General features: G+C 58.7%; 22 protein-coding genes. 21 read left to right on the top strand and 1 reads right to left on the bottom strand.

Features of this window, described 5'->3' with window-relative positions; all coding sequences use genetic code 11:
- Nucleotides 1-20: 20 nt before the first annotated feature.
- From rplE to DW892_RS00685, 21 genes are all read left to right on the top strand, one after another.
- The gene (gene rplE, locus DW892_RS00785; protein WP_006235260.1) at nucleotides 21-578 is read left to right on the top strand and encodes a 50S ribosomal protein L5; all 558 of its coding nucleotides are present in this window, start codon (nucleotides 21-23) and stop codon (nucleotides 576-578) included.
- Between the two features lie 79 nt (nucleotides 579-657).
- Nucleotides 658-843, top strand: a complete 186-nt coding sequence (locus DW892_RS00780; RefSeq protein WP_022094280.1) for a type Z 30S ribosomal protein S14 — start codon at nucleotides 658-660, stop codon at nucleotides 841-843.
- 119 nt (nucleotides 844-962) lie between these two features.
- Nucleotides 963-1,361 carry a 30S ribosomal protein S8 gene (rpsH, locus tag DW892_RS00775; RefSeq protein ID WP_006235262.1) on the top strand — a complete coding sequence of 133 codons (399 nt, stop codon included), beginning with the start codon at nucleotides 963-965 and terminating at the stop codon, nucleotides 1,359-1,361.
- A 33-nt stretch (nucleotides 1,362-1,394) separates the two neighbouring features.
- The gene (rplF, locus tag DW892_RS00770) at nucleotides 1,395-1,931 is read left to right on the top strand and encodes a 50S ribosomal protein L6 (protein ID WP_006235263.1); all 537 of its coding nucleotides are present in this window, start codon (nucleotides 1,395-1,397) and stop codon (nucleotides 1,929-1,931) included.
- A gap of 75 nt (nucleotides 1,932-2,006) precedes the next feature.
- Entirely contained in the window at nucleotides 2,007-2,375 is a 369-nt protein-coding gene (gene rplR / locus DW892_RS00765; RefSeq protein ID WP_006235264.1) for a 50S ribosomal protein L18, read from the top strand.
- A gap of 14 nt (nucleotides 2,376-2,389) precedes the next feature.
- Nucleotides 2,390-2,914, top strand: a complete 525-nt coding sequence (rpsE, locus tag DW892_RS00760; RefSeq protein WP_055252236.1) for a 30S ribosomal protein S5 — start codon at nucleotides 2,390-2,392, stop codon at nucleotides 2,912-2,914.
- Between the two features lie 2 nt (nucleotides 2,915-2,916).
- A complete protein-coding gene (gene rpmD, locus DW892_RS00755; protein ID WP_006235266.1) occupies nucleotides 2,917-3,099 on the top strand; it encodes a 50S ribosomal protein L30 in 183 nt (60 codons plus the stop codon).
- Between the two features lie 3 nt (nucleotides 3,100-3,102).
- The gene (gene rplO / locus DW892_RS00750; protein WP_006235267.1) at nucleotides 3,103-3,552 is read left to right on the top strand and encodes a 50S ribosomal protein L15; all 450 of its coding nucleotides are present in this window, start codon (nucleotides 3,103-3,105) and stop codon (nucleotides 3,550-3,552) included.
- Nucleotides 3,546-4,832 carry a preprotein translocase subunit SecY gene (secY, locus tag DW892_RS00745; protein ID WP_035137447.1) on the top strand — a complete coding sequence of 429 codons (1,287 nt, stop codon included), beginning with the start codon at nucleotides 3,546-3,548 and terminating at the stop codon, nucleotides 4,830-4,832. Before rplO ends, secY begins: the two co-directional genes overlap by 7 nt.
- Before the next feature lie 18 nt (nucleotides 4,833-4,850).
- Entirely contained in the window at nucleotides 4,851-5,477 is a 627-nt protein-coding gene (locus tag DW892_RS00740) for an adenylate kinase (protein WP_055252238.1), read from the top strand.
- Nucleotides 5,474-6,262 carry a type I methionyl aminopeptidase gene (map, locus tag DW892_RS00735; RefSeq protein WP_006235270.1) on the top strand — a complete coding sequence of 263 codons (789 nt, stop codon included), beginning with the start codon at nucleotides 5,474-5,476 and terminating at the stop codon, nucleotides 6,260-6,262. Before DW892_RS00740 ends, map begins: the two co-directional genes overlap by 4 nt.
- Before the next feature lie 234 nt (nucleotides 6,263-6,496).
- Entirely contained in the window at nucleotides 6,497-6,715 is a 219-nt protein-coding gene (gene infA, locus DW892_RS00730; RefSeq protein WP_035137443.1) for a translation initiation factor IF-1, read from the top strand.
- A gap of 150 nt (nucleotides 6,716-6,865) precedes the next feature.
- Nucleotides 6,866-6,979: a 50S ribosomal protein L36 gene (gene rpmJ, locus DW892_RS00725; protein ID WP_006363204.1), complete on the top strand. Its 114-nt coding sequence runs from the start codon at nucleotides 6,866-6,868 to the stop codon at nucleotides 6,977-6,979.
- A gap of 14 nt (nucleotides 6,980-6,993) precedes the next feature.
- The gene (gene rpsM / locus DW892_RS00720) at nucleotides 6,994-7,368 is read left to right on the top strand and encodes a 30S ribosomal protein S13 (RefSeq protein WP_022094275.1); all 375 of its coding nucleotides are present in this window, start codon (nucleotides 6,994-6,996) and stop codon (nucleotides 7,366-7,368) included.
- 14 nt (nucleotides 7,369-7,382) lie between these two features.
- Nucleotides 7,383-7,787, top strand: coding sequence for a 30S ribosomal protein S11 (gene rpsK / locus DW892_RS00715; RefSeq protein WP_006235274.1), 405 nt, complete (start codon nucleotides 7,383-7,385; stop codon nucleotides 7,785-7,787).
- Between the two features lie 19 nt (nucleotides 7,788-7,806).
- On the top strand, nucleotides 7,807-8,403 hold the full coding sequence (gene rpsD, locus DW892_RS00710) for a 30S ribosomal protein S4 (RefSeq protein ID WP_006235275.1): 597 nt from the start codon (nucleotides 7,807-7,809) through the stop codon (nucleotides 8,401-8,403).
- Between the two features lie 32 nt (nucleotides 8,404-8,435).
- Nucleotides 8,436-9,377 carry a DNA-directed RNA polymerase subunit alpha gene (locus tag DW892_RS00705; protein ID WP_006235276.1) on the top strand — a complete coding sequence of 314 codons (942 nt, stop codon included), beginning with the start codon at nucleotides 8,436-8,438 and terminating at the stop codon, nucleotides 9,375-9,377.
- A gap of 30 nt (nucleotides 9,378-9,407) precedes the next feature.
- Complete coding sequence (rplQ, locus tag DW892_RS00700; RefSeq protein ID WP_006235277.1) at nucleotides 9,408-9,875, top strand: 50S ribosomal protein L17; 468 nt, start codon at nucleotides 9,408-9,410, stop codon at nucleotides 9,873-9,875.
- A 92-nt stretch (nucleotides 9,876-9,967) separates the two neighbouring features.
- Nucleotides 9,968-10,792, top strand: a complete 825-nt coding sequence (gene truA, locus DW892_RS00695) for a tRNA pseudouridine(38-40) synthase TruA (protein WP_117629206.1) — start codon at nucleotides 9,968-9,970, stop codon at nucleotides 10,790-10,792.
- A gap of 161 nt (nucleotides 10,793-10,953) precedes the next feature.
- Complete coding sequence (locus DW892_RS00690; RefSeq protein WP_187364955.1) at nucleotides 10,954-11,994, top strand: glycosyltransferase; 1,041 nt, start codon at nucleotides 10,954-10,956, stop codon at nucleotides 11,992-11,994.
- 132 nt (nucleotides 11,995-12,126) lie between these two features.
- A complete protein-coding gene (locus DW892_RS00685) occupies nucleotides 12,127-12,564 on the top strand; it encodes an arginine repressor (protein ID WP_022094272.1) in 438 nt (145 codons plus the stop codon).
- 215 nt (nucleotides 12,565-12,779) lie between these two features.
- Here the strand turns inward: DW892_RS00685 and DW892_RS00680 are convergent, their stop codons facing one another.
- On the bottom strand, nucleotides 12,780-14,969 hold the full coding sequence (locus DW892_RS00680; RefSeq protein ID WP_117765006.1) for a transglycosylase domain-containing protein: 2,190 nt from the start codon (nucleotides 14,967-14,969) through the stop codon (nucleotides 12,780-12,782).
- Nucleotides 14,970-14,990: the final 21 nt, after the last annotated feature.

Genomic DNA, 14,990 nt, shown 5'->3' with positions numbered 1-14,990 from the left:
ACCCCAAGAAGGAGTGAACAATGGCAGAAGAGAAGTATGTGCCGCGTCTGAAGACCAAGTACAACAACGAGGTCAAGCAGCAGCTTCAGGACAAGTTCCAGTACGAGAACGTCATGATGATCCCCAAGTTTGAGAAGATCGTCGTGAACATGGGTGTCGGCGAGGCCGCTACCGATTCCAAGGCCATCGACGGTGCCGTGCGCGACCTGCGCGCCATCACCGGCCAGCAGCCGATGATCACCCGTGCCCGCAAGTCCATCGCTACCTTTCGCCTGCGCGCTGGTATGCCGATCGGCTGCAAGGTTACCCTGCGTGGCGACCGTATGTGGGAGTTCTTCGATCGTCTGACCTCCGTCGCGATCCCCCGTATCCGCGACTTCCGCGGCATCTCCGCCAAGAGCTTCGACGGCCGTGGTAACTTCTCCATGGGCGTTACCGAGCAGCTCATCTTCCCCGAGATCGACTTCGACTCCGTCGATCACCAGCGTGGCATGGACATCACTTTCGTGACCACCGCCAACACCGATGAGGAGGCCAAGGCCCTTCTGGACGCCTTCGGTTTCCCGTTCAAGAAATAGGTTCACCTGCCCTATAAGCGCCGTTCCCACAAGGGGGCGGCGCTTGGGGCGAACAATACTCTATGTGAGGAGGATATAAGTGGCTAAGACATCGATGATCGTCAAGTGCAATCGCAAGCAGAAGTTCTCTACTCGTGAGTACACGCGCTGCCAGCGCTGCGGCCGTCCGCACTCTGTGTACCGCAAGTTCGGCCTGTGCCGTGTCTGCTTCCGCGAGCTTGCACTCAAGGGCGAGCTTCCCGGCGTTAAGAAGGCCAGCTGGTAAGTCACTACCAGCGTTTCAAGCATCAGTTTGGAACAGGGAAAACGCGCTAAAAAGGCTTTGCCGTTAAGGGCGGCGAAGAACCAAGAGCACGTGTTCATCAAGAACGAAGGAGAATCTGTATGAACCTTACAGACCCGATCGCAGATATGCTTACGCGCATCCGTAACGCTAACTCTGTGAACAAGGCCACGGTCTCCATGCCGAGCAGCAAGAAGCTCGTCGAGATCGCTCGTGTTCTGCACGAGGAGGGCTACATCGAGGGCTACGATGTCGAGGACACCGTTCCCCAGAAGACTCTGCACATCACGCTTAAGTATGGTCCCAAGAAGGCTAAGGTCATCAACGGCATCCGCCGCATTTCCAAGCCGGGCCTGCGTAAGTACACCGGCGTTGCCGACATGCCCCGCGTCCGCGGCGGCCTTGGTACCGCCATTATTTCCACCAGCCATGGCGTCATGACCGACCGCGATGCTCGCAAGCACAACGTCGGCGGCGAGATCATCGCTTACGTCTGGTAATTCGCTCGGTAGGTAGAAGGAAAGGAGATCACCGTGTCTCGTATCGGTAATAAGCCTGTCCAGATTCCCGCCGGAGTCGAAGTGGCAGTCAACGGCAACAACGTTGTCGTCAAGGGCCCCAAGGGCCAGCTCGAGCTCGATGTCTTTGAGAAGCTCGCTATCAACGTCGAGGACAACGTCCTCACCGTTTCCCGTCCCGACGACGAGCGTGAGACCCGTGCCCGCCACGGCCTCACCCGCGCCCTCATCCACAACATGGTTGTCGGCGTTTCCGAGGGCTTCGAGAAGAAGCTCGAGCTCGCCGGCGTCGGTTACCGCGTGCAGCAGAAGGGCAAGAACCTCGAGTTCTCCCTGGGCTTCTCGCACCCCGTGATCGTCGAGGCTCCCGAGGGCATCACCTTCGAGGTTCCCGACAACACCCACGTGAACGTCAAGGGTATCAACAAGCAGCAGGTCGGTCAGATCGCCGCTGAGATCCGCGGCCATCGTCCTCCCGAGCCTTACAAGGGCAAGGGTATCCACTACGTTGGCGAGCACATCCGCCGCAAGCTGGGTAAGGCCGCCAAGTAGTCGTAACCGACTCACTCGCATAAGACCAGCACCCCGTCAGGTGCTGGCAAGATCAACCTTTTTAGGAGTTTACGTATGAACAAGCATAAGGCGAAGCTGGAAGGCCTCAAGCGTCGTCAGCGTCGTGTTCGCGGCAAGGTCTCGGGTACCTCCGAGCGTCCGCGTCTTCGCGTGACCCGTACTAACGCCAACATCTATGCCCAGATCATCGACGACAGCAAGGGCTCTAGCCTGACGCTCGTCTCTGCCTCGACCCTCGAGGCCGAGTTCAAGGGCACCCACACCTCGAACAAGGAGGCTGCGGAGAAGGTCGGTCAGCTCGTTGGCAAGCGCGCCATCGAGGCCGGCATCACCAAGGTCGCCTTCGATCGCGGTGGCCGTATCTACCATGGCCGCGTCAAGGCCCTCGCCGACGGTGCTCGTGCCGCCGGTCTCGAGTTCTAGGAGGTATGTAGCACATGGCTCGTAATCAGAAGCAGCAGCGCGAGGCCTCCGAGTTCGAGGAGCGCGTCGTTTACATCAACCGCGTGTCGAAGACCGTCAAGGGTGGTCGTCGCATGAGCCTCGTCGCTCTCGTCGTCGTTGGCGACGGCAAGGGCAACGTCGGCGTTGGCATGGGCAAGTCCGCTGAGGTGCCCCTGGCCATCTCCAAGGCGTCTCTCGATGCCAAGAAGAACATGTTCCACGTGCCGGTGACCGAGCAGGGCACCATCCCGCACGAGGTTCTCGGCCACTTTGGTGCCGGCCGCATCATCATCAAGCCCGCTGTCGAGGGTACCGGCGTTATCGCCGGCGGCGCTGTGCGTCCCCTCTTCGAGCTTGCTGGCATCAAGAACGTCCTGTCCAAGTCCCTCGGTACCGACAACGGCCTCAACATCATCAAGGCTGCCGTCGAGGGCCTCAAGGAGCTCTCCAGCCCTGAGGACGTCGCGGCTCGCCGTGGCCTGACGGTCTCCGAGATGTTCGTCGGTAAGGAGAACTAAGCATGGCTGACACCATCAAGATCAAGCAGGTCCGCAGCACCAACGGTTGCAAGCAGGACCAGGTCCGTACTGTCCGTGCCCTCGGTCTCCACAGGATCCGCGAGGTTCGCGAGATTGCTGACAACGAGTCCGTCCGCGGCATGATCTTCAAGGTCAAGCACCTTGTCGAGATTGTAGAGGAGTAGCAAATGCAGCTTCACGATCTTACTCCCGCGCCCGGTTCCACCAAGAACCGCAAGCGCGTCGGCCGTGGCAATTCTTCGGGTCACGGCACCACTTCTGGCCGCGGCCAGAAGGGCCAGGGTTCCCGCTCTGGCGGCACCAAGGGTGCCGGCTTCGAGGGTGGCCAGACTCCGCTGGCTATGCGCCTGCCCAAGCTTCCGGGCTTCCGCAACCCCCGTCGTATCGAGTACACCGCTGTTAACGTTGAGCGTCTCGAGCGTAAGTTCGAGGATGGCGCTGTGATCGACGGTGCCGCTCTTAAGGCCGCTCGCATCACCAAGAGCGAGTTCGAGCCCGTCAAGGTGCTCGGCAATGGTGAGCTCACCAAGAAGTTCACGGTCAAGGTCGACAAGGTAAGCGCTTCTGCGCAGGCCAAGATCGAGGCCGCCGGCGGAAAGGTCGAGCTGCCGTGCTAAATGGTCTTAAGAATGCTTTCCGCATCAAAGAATTGCGCGAAAAGATTCTTTTTACCATAGCTATGCTCGTCGTGTACCGCATTGGTGCGCACGTTCCTGTGCCCGGCATTCCCTTCCAGGGGATGCTGGGCCTTTTCTCGACCGATAACAATTCGGTCGCCGCAGGTGCTATGGCCCTCCTGAATCTTTTCTCTGGCGGCGCGTTGAGCTATGTGTCGGTGTTTTCGCTGGGCATCATGCCTTACATCACCAGCTCAATCATCCTCCAGATGCTCCAGGCCGTTGTGCCTTCCCTGCATGAGCTTGCCCGCGAGGGCGAGGTCGGTCAGACCAAGATTACGCAGTATTCGCGTTACCTCACCCTGGCTCTGGCAATCCTCAACTCCGTGGGTTACCTCTTCCTCTTTAAGAGCTTCGGCATCAGCTTTAATGGCGCCGGCGCTCCCGAGATCATCTTCGACCTCATGATCGTCGGCACGCTCACTGCGGGCGCTATGCTGATCATGTGGATTGGTGAGCTCATCACCCAGCGCGGTATCGGCAATGGCATGTCCCTGATCATCTTTGCGAACATCATGGCCGGCCTGCCGCAGGCGATCTTCTCCAGCACCGAGGGTAATGCCGGTGGCATCATCACCATGGTGATCATCTGCGCCATCATCCTGCTGGTTATCCCGCTGATTGTTTTTCTTGAGCGCGGCCAGCGCCGCATCCCGGTCTCCTACGCTAAGCGCGTCGTGGGCCGTCGCATGATGGGTGGCCAGACCACCTACCTGCCCATCAAGGTCAATACCGCGGGTGTCGTGCCGATCATCTTCGCTTCGGCGCTGCTGTACTTCCCGGCTCAGATTGCCGTGTTCTTCCCCGGCATCGGCTGGATTCAGGCAGTTGCCTCTGCGCTTTCGACCGGTTGGCTCAACTGGGTGCTTAATGTTGTCCTCATCGTGTTCTTCGCGTACTTCTACACCTCCATGGTGTTCAACCCCGATGACACGGCCGACAACCTTAAGAAGCAGGGCGGCTTTATTCCGGGCGTCCGTCCGGGTAGGGCTACCGCGGCCTACATCAAGAACGCGCTCAACAAGATCACGCTTCCCAGCGCTGTCTTTTTGGCGCTCATCGCCATCGTGCCTTCGATCATCTTCTCCTTCACGGGTAACCATCTGATCCAGGCATTTGGCGGCACGTCCATCCTCATCATGGTCGGCGTCGTGCTCGACACGGTCGATAAGCTCGAAGGCCAGATCAAGATGTATGATTACGATGGATTCTTTAAATAGGCTAGAGGAGGATTGCTCATGAACCTCGTATTGCTCGGAGCTCCGGGTGCCGGTAAGGGCACCGTCGCACAGGAGCTCGTCGCCGAGTTTGGCGTCGCTCACATTTCCACGGGCGACCTGCTGCGTGCTGCCGTCAAGGGTGGCACCGAGCTTGGTATTCAGGCTAAGAAGTACATGGACGCTGGCGAGCTCGTTCCCGACCAGCTCGTGATCGACCTTGTCAAGGAGCGCCTTGCTGCCGATGACGCCCAGCAGGGCTTCATCCTCGACGGCTTCCCGCGCAACACCGCCCAGGCTGTGACGCTCGATTCCGAGCTCTCCGCCATGGGTCGCGAGATCGACTGCGCCCTTCTGGTCGACGTGGCCCCCGAGGTCATCATCGATCGTCTGTCTTCGCGTCGCACCTGCCGCGCCTGCGGTTACACCGGCACCGCTGCCGATGCTACCTGCCCCAAGTGCGCCGGCGAGATGTATCAGCGCGACGACGACAAGCCCGAGACCATCAAGAACCGTCTCGACGTCTACGAGAAGTCCACGAGCCCGCTCGTCGACTACTATCGTGGCCAGGGTCTGCTCAAGTCGGTCAACGGTGACCAGGCTCGCGAGACCGTGTACGGGGATGTCAAAGAGGCTCTTGGTCTATGATCAAGATTAAGTCTGCAACGCAAATCGAGCAGATGAAGAAGGCAGGAGCGCTATCTAAGATGGCGCTCCGCCACGTTGGAGCCATGGTGCGCCCTGGTGTTTCGACCTTTGAGCTCGATCAGCTCGCGGAGCAGATTATCCGTATGCATGGCGGCACCCCGGCCTTTAAGGGTTACGGCGGGTTCCCCGGTACCATTTGCGCATCGATTAACGATGCCGTGGTCCACGGTATTCCCAACCCCGACATGATCCTGCGCGATGGCGATATCATCTCCATCGATACGGGAGCCGTTGTCGACGGTTGGGTTGGCGATAACGCTTGGACGTTTTTTGTCGGCACACCCACGCCCGAGGCCAAGGCCCTGTGCGAGGTCACGCGCGATTGCCTTAAGGCTGCCATCGAGCAGGCTGTTCCCGGTAACCATATCGGGGATGTTGGTTACGCCGTTCAGTCCCTCGCCGAGTCTCACGGTTACGGCGTGCTTCGTGACTATGTGGGCCATGGCATTGGCCGCGTGATGCACGAGGACCCCAACGTTCCTAACTATGGAAAGAAGGGGAGGGGCGTTCGCCTCCAGGCCGGCATGGTCATTGCCATCGAGCCGATGGTTACGATGGGTTCCAACCATGTGAGCACGGGCTCCGACGGTTGGATTGTTACGACCAACGACCACCTGCCCGCCGCACACTACGAGAACACCGTCGCCATTACCAATGACGGTCCGGTGATTCTCACCACGGATGCCCAGGGTGCTTGGTGTTCCTTGCAAGGCGGTGAAATGTAAAAGTCGCCGCCCCCTGATGCCCAACCTCGCCTTTCAATTTCGAAGGCATGACCCCAAGGTCTATGCCTTCTCATTTCAAGGCGATCTTGGGCATCAGGGAACGGCTTTGTTTTACATTTCTCAAATGTAACAAGTTCCGCTTAGTTGTGGAGCCATTACGAAGATACTACGATACGTGCATGCGTATTGTAAAATACTCAATCGCTGTCGTTTTCTAGAGAAAGATGATTGCTTGTGAAGAAGGAAGACGCAATTGAGCTCGAGGGTACGGTAAAGGAACCGCTGCCCAACGCCATGTTTAAGGTCGAGCTCGAGAACGGTCATTCGGTTCTGTGCAACATTTCTGGCAAGATCCGAATGAATTACATCCGTATTCTCCCCGGTGACAGGGTTGTCGTGGAGCTTTCCCCGTACGACCTGACCCGCGGCCGCATCACCTATCGCTACAAATAGCGGCACGCATACACGCACTCCATTTCCGGCTGCAGGCTTAGCTCAACCTACGGTCGGATTGTGTGTGAAGACCAGCCATAGTTTTAAACGCCTGCGGCTGGGCGAGTAGATAGTAGGGAAGTAGTTTGAGCGCTACCGAAAGGAAGAACGATGAAGGTACGTCCTTCGGTCAAGAAGATGTGCGATAAGTGCAAAATCATTAGGCGCCATGGCAAGGTCCTCGTCATTTGCGAGAACCCCCGTCATAAGCAGCGTCAGGGTTAAGAGAGGAGACTACGTTGGCCCGTATTAATGGTGTCGACCTCCCGCGTGAGAAGCGCGTTGAGATCGGTCTGACCTACATTTACGGCATCGGCCGCACCACTGCGACGAAGATCTGCGTCGAGTGCAACGTTAACGTGGATACGCGCGTTAAGGACCTCACCGAGGATGAGGTTAACGCCATCCGCGATTATATCGATAAGAACCAGATCATGGTTGAGGGTGACCTCCGCCGTGAGCGCAACCAGAACGTCAAGCGCCTTATGGACATCGGCTGCAACCGCGGCCTTCGTCACCGCAAGGGCCTCCCGGTCCGCGGCCAGCGCACCCACACTAACGCTCGTACCCGCAAGGGCCCGAAGCGTCAGATCGGTGCTAAGAAGAAGAAATAAGGAGCGCTAGATAGATGGCTACTGCTAAGAAGAACGTTCGCGCTGCCCGTCTGAAGCGCGCGGACCGTAAGAACATTTCCGTGGGCCAGGCTCACATTCGTTCTACGTTCAACAACACGATCGTTTCGATCACCGATCCCCAGGGCAACGTCATTTCCTGGAAGTCGGCTGGCCAGGTGGGCTTCAAGGGCTCCCGTAAGTCCACGCCGTTCGCTGCCCAGATGGCTGCCGAGGCTGCTGCCAAGCAGGCCATGGAGCACGGTATGAAGAAGGTTTCCGTCTTCGTCAAGGGCCCCGGCTCCGGTCGTGAGACCGCCATCCGCTCCCTCCAGGCTGCTGGCCTCGAGGTCTCGAGCATCCAGGACAAGACCCCCATCCCGCACAACGGCTGCCGCCCCAAGAAGCGTCGCCGCGTGTAACTGAAAGGATCGTATCAATATGGCAATCGACAGGACTCCTGTTCTTAAGCGCTGCCGTCAGCTCGGGATCGATCCCGCTGAGCTCGGTTACAGCAGCAAGAAGGAATCTATCCGTCAGCCCAAGCGCCGTCGCAAGGAATCTGAGTACGGCATGCAGCTGCGAGAGAAGCAGAAGGTCAAGTTCATCTATGGCGTTCTGGAGAAGCAGTTCCACGGCTACTTCAACAAGGCCCGCAAGATGAACGGCGTCACCGGTGAGAACCTCATGATCATCCTTGAGTCTCGCCTCGACAACGTCGTCTTCCGTCTTGGCTTCGCCCGCACCCGCAAAGAGGCTCGTCAGTCCGTCCGTCACGGTCACTTCACCGTGAACGGCAAGCGCGTGGACATCCCGTCCTACCGCGTCAAGGCCGGCGACGTCGTCGCTGTCGGCGAGAAGTTCCGTGACCTCCTCCCCATCAAGGAGGCTCTGATTTCCTCCGAGCGCTTTGAGGTCCCTGGCTGGCTCGAGGTCGATATCGAGAAGCTGTCTGGTAACGTGCTCGCTCTGCCGACGCGTGAGCAGATCAGCGGTGATATCAACGAGCAGCTCATCGTCGAGCTCTACTCTAAGTAGTCCATCCGGGCTGCTGAGGCTGGAGGTAATACATGTCAGAATTCATTAGGCCTCAGGTTCAGGTCGAAGAGATCAACGAGACGTCTGCTCGTGTCTCCGTCGAGCCGCTCGAGCGTGGCTACGGCGATACGCTGGGTAACTCCCTTCGTCGCGTACTTCTGTCCTCGCTCGAGGGTGCCGCCGTCGAGGCTATTCAGATCGATGGTGCACAGCACGAGTTCATGACCATCCCTAACATGGTCGAGGATGTCACCGACATCGTCCTGAATGTCAAGGGTCTTGTCTTCAGGGCTCTCGGCACGACCGACGAGGCGACCGCCACCATCTCGGTTGACGGCCCCTGCGAGGTCACCGGTGCGGACTTCTTTATTCCGTCCGAGTTTGAGCTGGTCAACCCCGAGCAGCACATCGCTACGCTCACCGAGGGCGGCCATCTCACCATGAGCATGCGCATCGGCTATGGCCGCGGCTATGTCTCTGGCGAGGCTAACAAGCGCGACAACGATCCCATCGGTGTGATCCACGTCGACTCGCTGTACTCGCCGGTGTCCCGTTGCGCCAAGCTCGTTGAGGCTTGCCGTGTCGGTCAGCACACCGACTACGACCGCCTTGTCCTCGAGATCGAGACCAACGGCTCCATCGCTCCGCGCGACGCCGTGGTCCAGGCTGCCAATATCATCAACCAGCATATGGCTGCCTTTATGAACCTTGCCGAGACCCCCGAGGTCGAGGAGGAGGCTTCGATCTTCGCTCCCGAGGTCACCAACGACAACGCCGAGCTGGACAAGCAGATCGAGGATCTGGACCTTTCTGTCCGTTCCTACAACTGCCTTAAGCGCGCCAGCATTCACTCGGTCCGTCAGCTCGTTGAGTTCTCGGAGAACGATCTGCTCAACATCCGTAACTTCGGTGTTAAGTCGATCGAGGAAGTGAAGGACAAGCTTGAGTCCATGGGCCTGAGCCTGAAGGCTTAATGCTTCGCATATTTGAGGAGAAACTAGACCATGCGTCACAACGTTAAGAAGGGCCTGAAGCTCGGCACCGATGCGAGCCACACCAAGGCCATGAAGAAGAGCCTTGCTAAGGCCCTCTTCGAGAACGACCGCATCAAGACCACCGAGACCCGCGCTAAGGCGCTGCGTTCGGTCGTCGACCCGATCATCACTTGGGCCAAGAAAGGCGACCTGCACTCTCGTCGTCTGGCTATCGCCAAGCTCGGCGATAAGCAGCTCGTTGCTGAGATCTTCGACAAGGCTGCCCAGGGCATGTGGCAGGACCGCAACGGCGGTTACACCCGCATCATGAAGCTCGGCAACCGCAAGGGCGACAACGCTCCCATCGTTATCATGGAGCTCGTCACCGAGCCTTGCACGCCTAAGGCCAAGAAGGCTGCTCCGGCCCCCAAGAAGGCCGCTGCTCCCAAGAAGGTCGAGGCCGTCGAGGAGGCTCCTGCTGAGGAGACCGCTGAGTAGACAATCCGTCTGCATAGGCTATATTCGAGGGGTACGTTCGCGTACCCCTCTTTTTTTGTCGCGATACCGTTGCTTGTTTGTTGGGAGCGCCCATGACCGCGCCGTCTGATTTCAATTCGATTCCTGAGCTCGATGCCACGCTTGTATTCTGTGTTGCCTATGATGGCTCGTCCTATAGCGGATTTGCCGAGCAGCCGGGCCAGACGACCGTTGCGGGCGAGTTGCGCCGCGCTATCGAGACGCTGCTGCGCCGCCCGATCGATCTGACGTGTGCGGGTCGTACCGATGCCGGCGTGCATGCGGTGGCCCAGTACATTAGCGTACCCGTAACGGACGCTGAGCTTGCTCTGACGCGCCGTAGGTGGCTGAGGGCTATGGATGCCCTCCTGCCCAAAGATATCGCCATAAACGAGGTCTACAAGGCCCGTAGGGGCTTTTCTGCCCGCTTTGACGCGCGGTCCCGTACGTATACGTACCGTATTGCCGATCGCGATGCGCGCCCCGTGCTCTCGCGCGGTGCGGTGTGGTGGCATCGCTATCCCCTCGACGTCGATGCGATGGCGGCCGCCTGCCCTGCGCTTTTGGGCGAGCAGGACTTTAAGAGCTTTTGCAAGGTTGCCTCTGCTGTGGGCAAGCCCACGCACCGCTGCGTGATGCGTGCGGAGTTTGGCCACGAGGTCGCTTTTGGCGAGGATATCCTGACCTTCACTATCGAGGGCAATGCGTTTTTGCACTCGATGGTGCGTACCATTGTAGGAACGCTCGTGGAGATTGGCATGCATCGTCGCGATCCCCAGTGGATGCGCGAGGTTATTGACGCCCGTGACCGAACCGCTGCGGGTCCCACGGCGCCTGCCTGCGGCCTTACGTTTATGGGTGTGGATTACGGCCCCGACGAGCTTGTCGTTCTCGACTAGGGGAGTGCTCGGCGCGTCTGTGCCTTGCACATACTATGTGTGAGCTGCGCGTGTGCAACATCTGTTCTTGGCGTGCAACATGTTAGGCGGCTCGTTGCTTTTATAGCTCGGGTGTACCATGAACGACAGTTTGATTTGGTGCTATCGAGAGGATGGAAAACTTGGTTCGACGTTGTTCGCATCCGCGACTTTCGGTGATCCTTGTGGTAGAAGGTTCGCCCAGCTATGCGATGCGTGCGCTCGAGAGTATCCAGAACCAAGACCTCTATGATTTGCAGATTGTCGTTGTCTGCCGCGATGCTGCGCCCGGTGTGCGCCATTCGCTTCAAGTTGCTGCCGACAGGGACATCCATATTGATTTGATTGACGTCGAGGACGCGAAGCGCGGCGCTTGTCTTCGTGCCGGTTTTGATGCCTCGCGCGGCTCTCAAATCATCGCCATGAACGCCGATGAGTGGTTTGCTCCGCAGTCCCTTTCCAAGATGGTCGATATCGCGTGCGATACTGCGGCAGACATAGTGTTCCCCACGGTGTCGCTCGACCGCTATGATGCACATCGAGAGCGCCATTCGCGTGTCTTGGATGCTGCCTCTATTGTCATTGAAGACAAGTCTTCGATGGTGGCCGGGCTGCCTCAGTTGATTTTAGGCGGCTTGGTTGCTCAAGTCTCTGGCGTGATGTACAGCCGTCCACTGTTTGAGGCATGTCTTTTGTGCGATAAGACGTTTCGCACGGTTGGGTTTATGGCGTGCGCGCTCTCGCAGGCACAGCGCGTCTCCGGATGCGGCGACGCTTGTTTCCACGCGGCGGCGCCTAAGCTTACAGATGCCTTTGATCCCACCATGTATGCCAAGGTATCCGATGACACCCGGGCGCTCGACGAGCTTGCGGACTCACTCTCGGAAGCAGATAGCGGTGGTCGGCTCAAGCTGGCAAGCCAAAAGTTCTACTTTGCCGGACTGGTCGCCTGCATCGAGAATTTGTGTCTGAGCCCGCATGGAGTGTCGTCAATCGAGCGTTCCGCCCGCATGCGTGATATGCTCGAGGCGCCTCGAACCCGTCAGATGGTCGCCGCGCTCAAGGACAACCATCGGGGACTGGGCCTGTTGTTTGGGCCGATCGCCAGCGCTAAGCCCGCGCGCTGCGTGATGTGTACGCATCTGGCAGCTTTTCTTAACCGGACGGGCGCAAAAACCGCCTAAACGGCTCATTACGAAACAAACTTGCATAGAATTGTTTCGAAATGCGTTCTTATTCACTAAAACCCTCAAATAGCGCTAAACTATTCAATCACTAAGTGATTGTCTCCGCCATCTTTTGGAGTGAGGTTTTGTATGGCCAAAAAACGCAATGGGCGCCAGGATGCCATCAGAGATATTGTTCGCAATAAGGACGTACGTACGCAGCGCGTTTTGGTAGACGAGCTTCGCGCCATGGGTTTCGATTGCACGCAGGCGACCGTTTCGCGCGATATCGCGGACATGGGACTGCGTAAGCTCCCCGAGGGCATCTATGTCCTTGCCGAGGACCTGCATCTGCAGCGCATGGTTTCCGAGTTGGTTACCGGCGTGCTGCGCACCGATAATCTGGTTATGATCAAGGCGCAGCCCGGTACGGCTTCTGGTATTGCCGCAGCTGTCGATGCTGCGGAGCTGCCCGACGTGCTCGGCTCGCTTGCCGGCAACGACACGATTTTGGTCATTGCGCAGACGGCCGAGGACGGCGAGCGTCTTGAGGCGCTCATCAACAAGCTGAGTAACTCTCATAAGTAGGGGATGCACGGCGCCGCTGCTGCGTCGATTGTTGCTATAGGTAATTGCCGAGGGCGTTGACGAAGGTCAGCGCCCTTTTTGCATGCCGTCGCCTGTTGCCCTATCGGTCTTGCAGCCGGGGCCGTCGTGGCATCTTATGGCATCTGCCGAAATAAAGAAACGCCCGAGCAGCGTACGTGCTGCTCGGGCGCCTTGGTGTCAGTCGTCCTGTGCGCTTACTGGCCCGTAGAGGGGTCAGGCGTGGGCGTAGGATCGGGGGTAGGCGTCGGCGTGCCGCCGTCGCCGCCCGTGCCACCGTCGCCACCTGTGCCACCGTCGCCACCTGTCGTACCGCTATCGCCGGTGGTGTTGCCGCCCGGGGTTTCAGTGGTCGTGGTTGTCGTCGTGGTGGTCTCTTCCTTTTCCTTTTCCTCTTCCTTTTCCTCGTCTTTTTCCTCTTCGTCTTCTTTTTTGTTGTTTGTGCCGTAGAACTTCCAGACGTTATTGTTCTTGTACGTGGGGGCCGTTCCGGTCGGGAACTCCTCGCGCTCGGTTCCGGCCAAAACCGTGTTCATGAACTTCTTAAAGACGGGCAGGTTGGTGCTGTCGCCCAGCAGGTCCGTACCGTACTTTTGGATGGGAATCTCGCCTGCGGAATAACCGGTCCACAGGGCGCATGCCAGTTGCGGCGTGTAGCCGCAGAACCACAGGTTGGTGGTGTTGTCAGTGGTGCCCGTCTTGCCGGCATAGGGCTGGTTGACGCTCAGCGCGCCGGCGGCACCCGTGCCGCTGCCCTGCATGACGCCGGATAGAACGTCGGTAACCGCGGCAGCCTCGCCTTCAGTGAGCACCTGCGTGGGATTGTCGGTGTGCTGGTACAGCACCGAGCCGGTGCGCGAGTCGATCTCGGTGATGGCGATCGGCTGGCGATAATGGCCGCCGTTGGCAAAAGTGGCGTAGGCCGATGCCATCTCGAGCGGCGAGATGGACCCGGTGCCGAGCGTCATGACGGGAACGTCCTCGATATTGTCCTTGGCGGGATCGATGCCGAGCTTTTTGACGAGCGACATGATCTTGTTGTTGCCGATGGCTTCTGCCACCTGAATGTAGCCGGTGTTGGATGAGTATGCCGTTGCCTGCTTAAGCGTGATGTTGCCATAGCTCTGGTTGGCATAGTTTTGCACCTTGGTCGTGGTGCCCTTGGCTGTAAGAGGCGAGTTGCAGTTGAGGGTAACGTTGGGGTTCATACCGTTTTGGATGGCGGTTGCCAGCGTAAAGGCCTTAAACGTGGAGCCCACGGGGCGCTTTGCCGTAGCGTGGTTCACGTGATTCTCGTCGGCGTTATAGTCGTAGCCGCCCACCATGCACTTGATGTAGCCAGTCTTGGGGTCAACGACGACCATGCCCATGTCCAGGCCGTCGAGAGAAAGCGTGTCGAGCTGCGAGCGCACAGCCTCCTCGGCAACCTGCTGCATGGTGGGGTCGATGGTGGTCTTGACGGTCAGACCGCCCTTAAAGAGCACGTCGGTGGAGAACTCCTGCTCAAGCAGCTGCTTTACGTAGGAGACAAAGTAGGGTTGAGAGTACACATCGACGCCACTGCCCGAAATCTCGGTCACGTTAAGCGTGATGGGCTCAGCCTGTGCGGCATCGTGCTCTTCCTGCGTGATGTGGCCCAGACGCAGCATGTTGTCCAGAACCTTGTTGCGGCGGGACAGCGCCAGGTCGGGATTAACCGTGGGGTCGTACTGCGAGGGCGAGTTGGGAAGGCCGATGAGCAGCGCGGCCTCGCTCAGGCTGAGGTCGGCGGCGGTCTTGGACAGATAGGTCTCGGCGGCGGCCTCGATGCCATATGCTCCATGGCCGTAGTAGATGGTGTTGAGGTACATCATGAGGATCTCGTCTTTGGAGTACATGTCCTCCATCTTGATGGCGATGTAGGCCTCGCGCACCTTACGCTCAATGGTCGAGTCGAACTGCTCCTCCTGCAGGATGGTGTTGCGCACAAGCTGCTGGGTGATAGTCGAGGCGCCTTCGTGCCCGCCACCGAGGGTTGCCACCGCAGCACGCGCGATACCCCACAGGTCGATACCGCCGTGCTCGTAGAAGCGCTCGTCCTCGACGTCAACGGTGCCCTGCAGCACGTAGGGGGAGACCTCGTCCTTGGTGATAGACTTGCGGTTTTGCGTGTAGAAGCTCGCGATCTTGTTGCCGTTGCAGTCGACGATCTCGGTGGGCTCGCTCACCAGATACGCGTTGGCGTCGGTGTAGTCGGGCAGATCGGACAGCCAGCGGTTGACGTTGCCGACCATGCCGATGCCAAATGCCACGCCCGCAATCAGCAGAAAGCCCAAAAACGAGAGCAGGATTATGGGCAGAGCATGCGTCTTTGAACGGCTGCGTCCCTGTCGTTGGCGAGGACCCATATATTGACCTCCAGGTATGTC

This window comes from Collinsella sp. AM40-7AC, from assembly GCF_003468125.1.
GTDB classification, from domain to species: Bacteria; Actinomycetota; Coriobacteriia; order Coriobacteriales; family Coriobacteriaceae; genus Collinsella; species Collinsella aerofaciens_O.
Note: the sequence above shows the minus strand (reverse complement) of the source record. Positions and strands in the feature narration are given on the sequence as shown.

What these genes read in the sequence shown, in the direction of transcription:
- DW892_RS00685 (WP_022094272.1), top strand. Translation starts at nt 12,127, where the DNA reads ATGGCCAAAAAACGCAATGGGCGCCAGGATGCCATCAGAGATATTGTT.
- rpsE (WP_055252236.1), top strand. Translation starts at nt 2,390, where the DNA reads ATGGCTCGTAATCAGAAGCAGCAGCGCGAGGCCTCCGAGTTCGAGGAG.
- map (WP_006235270.1), top strand. Translation starts at nt 5,474, where the DNA reads ATGATCAAGATTAAGTCTGCAACGCAAATCGAGCAGATGAAGAAGGCA.
- rpmJ (WP_006363204.1), top strand. Translation starts at nt 6,866, where the DNA reads ATGAAGGTACGTCCTTCGGTCAAGAAGATGTGCGATAAGTGCAAAATC.
- rplQ (WP_006235277.1), top strand. Translation starts at nt 9,408, where the DNA reads ATGCGTCACAACGTTAAGAAGGGCCTGAAGCTCGGCACCGATGCGAGC.
- rpsD (WP_006235275.1), top strand. Translation starts at nt 7,807, where the DNA reads ATGGCAATCGACAGGACTCCTGTTCTTAAGCGCTGCCGTCAGCTCGGG.
- DW892_RS00680 (WP_117765006.1), bottom strand. Translation starts at nt 14,969, where the DNA reads ATGGGTCCTCGCCAACGACAGGGACGCAGCCGTTCAAAGACGCATGCT.
- rpsH (WP_006235262.1), top strand. Translation starts at nt 963, where the DNA reads ATGAACCTTACAGACCCGATCGCAGATATGCTTACGCGCATCCGTAAC.
- rplO (WP_006235267.1), top strand. Translation starts at nt 3,103, where the DNA reads ATGCAGCTTCACGATCTTACTCCCGCGCCCGGTTCCACCAAGAACCGC.
- rpsK (WP_006235274.1), top strand. Translation starts at nt 7,383, where the DNA reads ATGGCTACTGCTAAGAAGAACGTTCGCGCTGCCCGTCTGAAGCGCGCG.
- rplR (WP_006235264.1), top strand. Translation starts at nt 2,007, where the DNA reads ATGAACAAGCATAAGGCGAAGCTGGAAGGCCTCAAGCGTCGTCAGCGT.
- rplE (WP_006235260.1), top strand. Translation starts at nt 21, where the DNA reads ATGGCAGAAGAGAAGTATGTGCCGCGTCTGAAGACCAAGTACAACAAC.
- DW892_RS00740 (WP_055252238.1), top strand. Translation starts at nt 4,851, where the DNA reads ATGAACCTCGTATTGCTCGGAGCTCCGGGTGCCGGTAAGGGCACCGTC.
- truA (WP_117629206.1), top strand. Translation starts at nt 9,968, where the DNA reads ATGACCGCGCCGTCTGATTTCAATTCGATTCCTGAGCTCGATGCCACG.
- rpmD (WP_006235266.1), top strand. Translation starts at nt 2,917, where the DNA reads ATGGCTGACACCATCAAGATCAAGCAGGTCCGCAGCACCAACGGTTGC.
- DW892_RS00705 (WP_006235276.1), top strand. Translation starts at nt 8,436, where the DNA reads ATGTCAGAATTCATTAGGCCTCAGGTTCAGGTCGAAGAGATCAACGAG.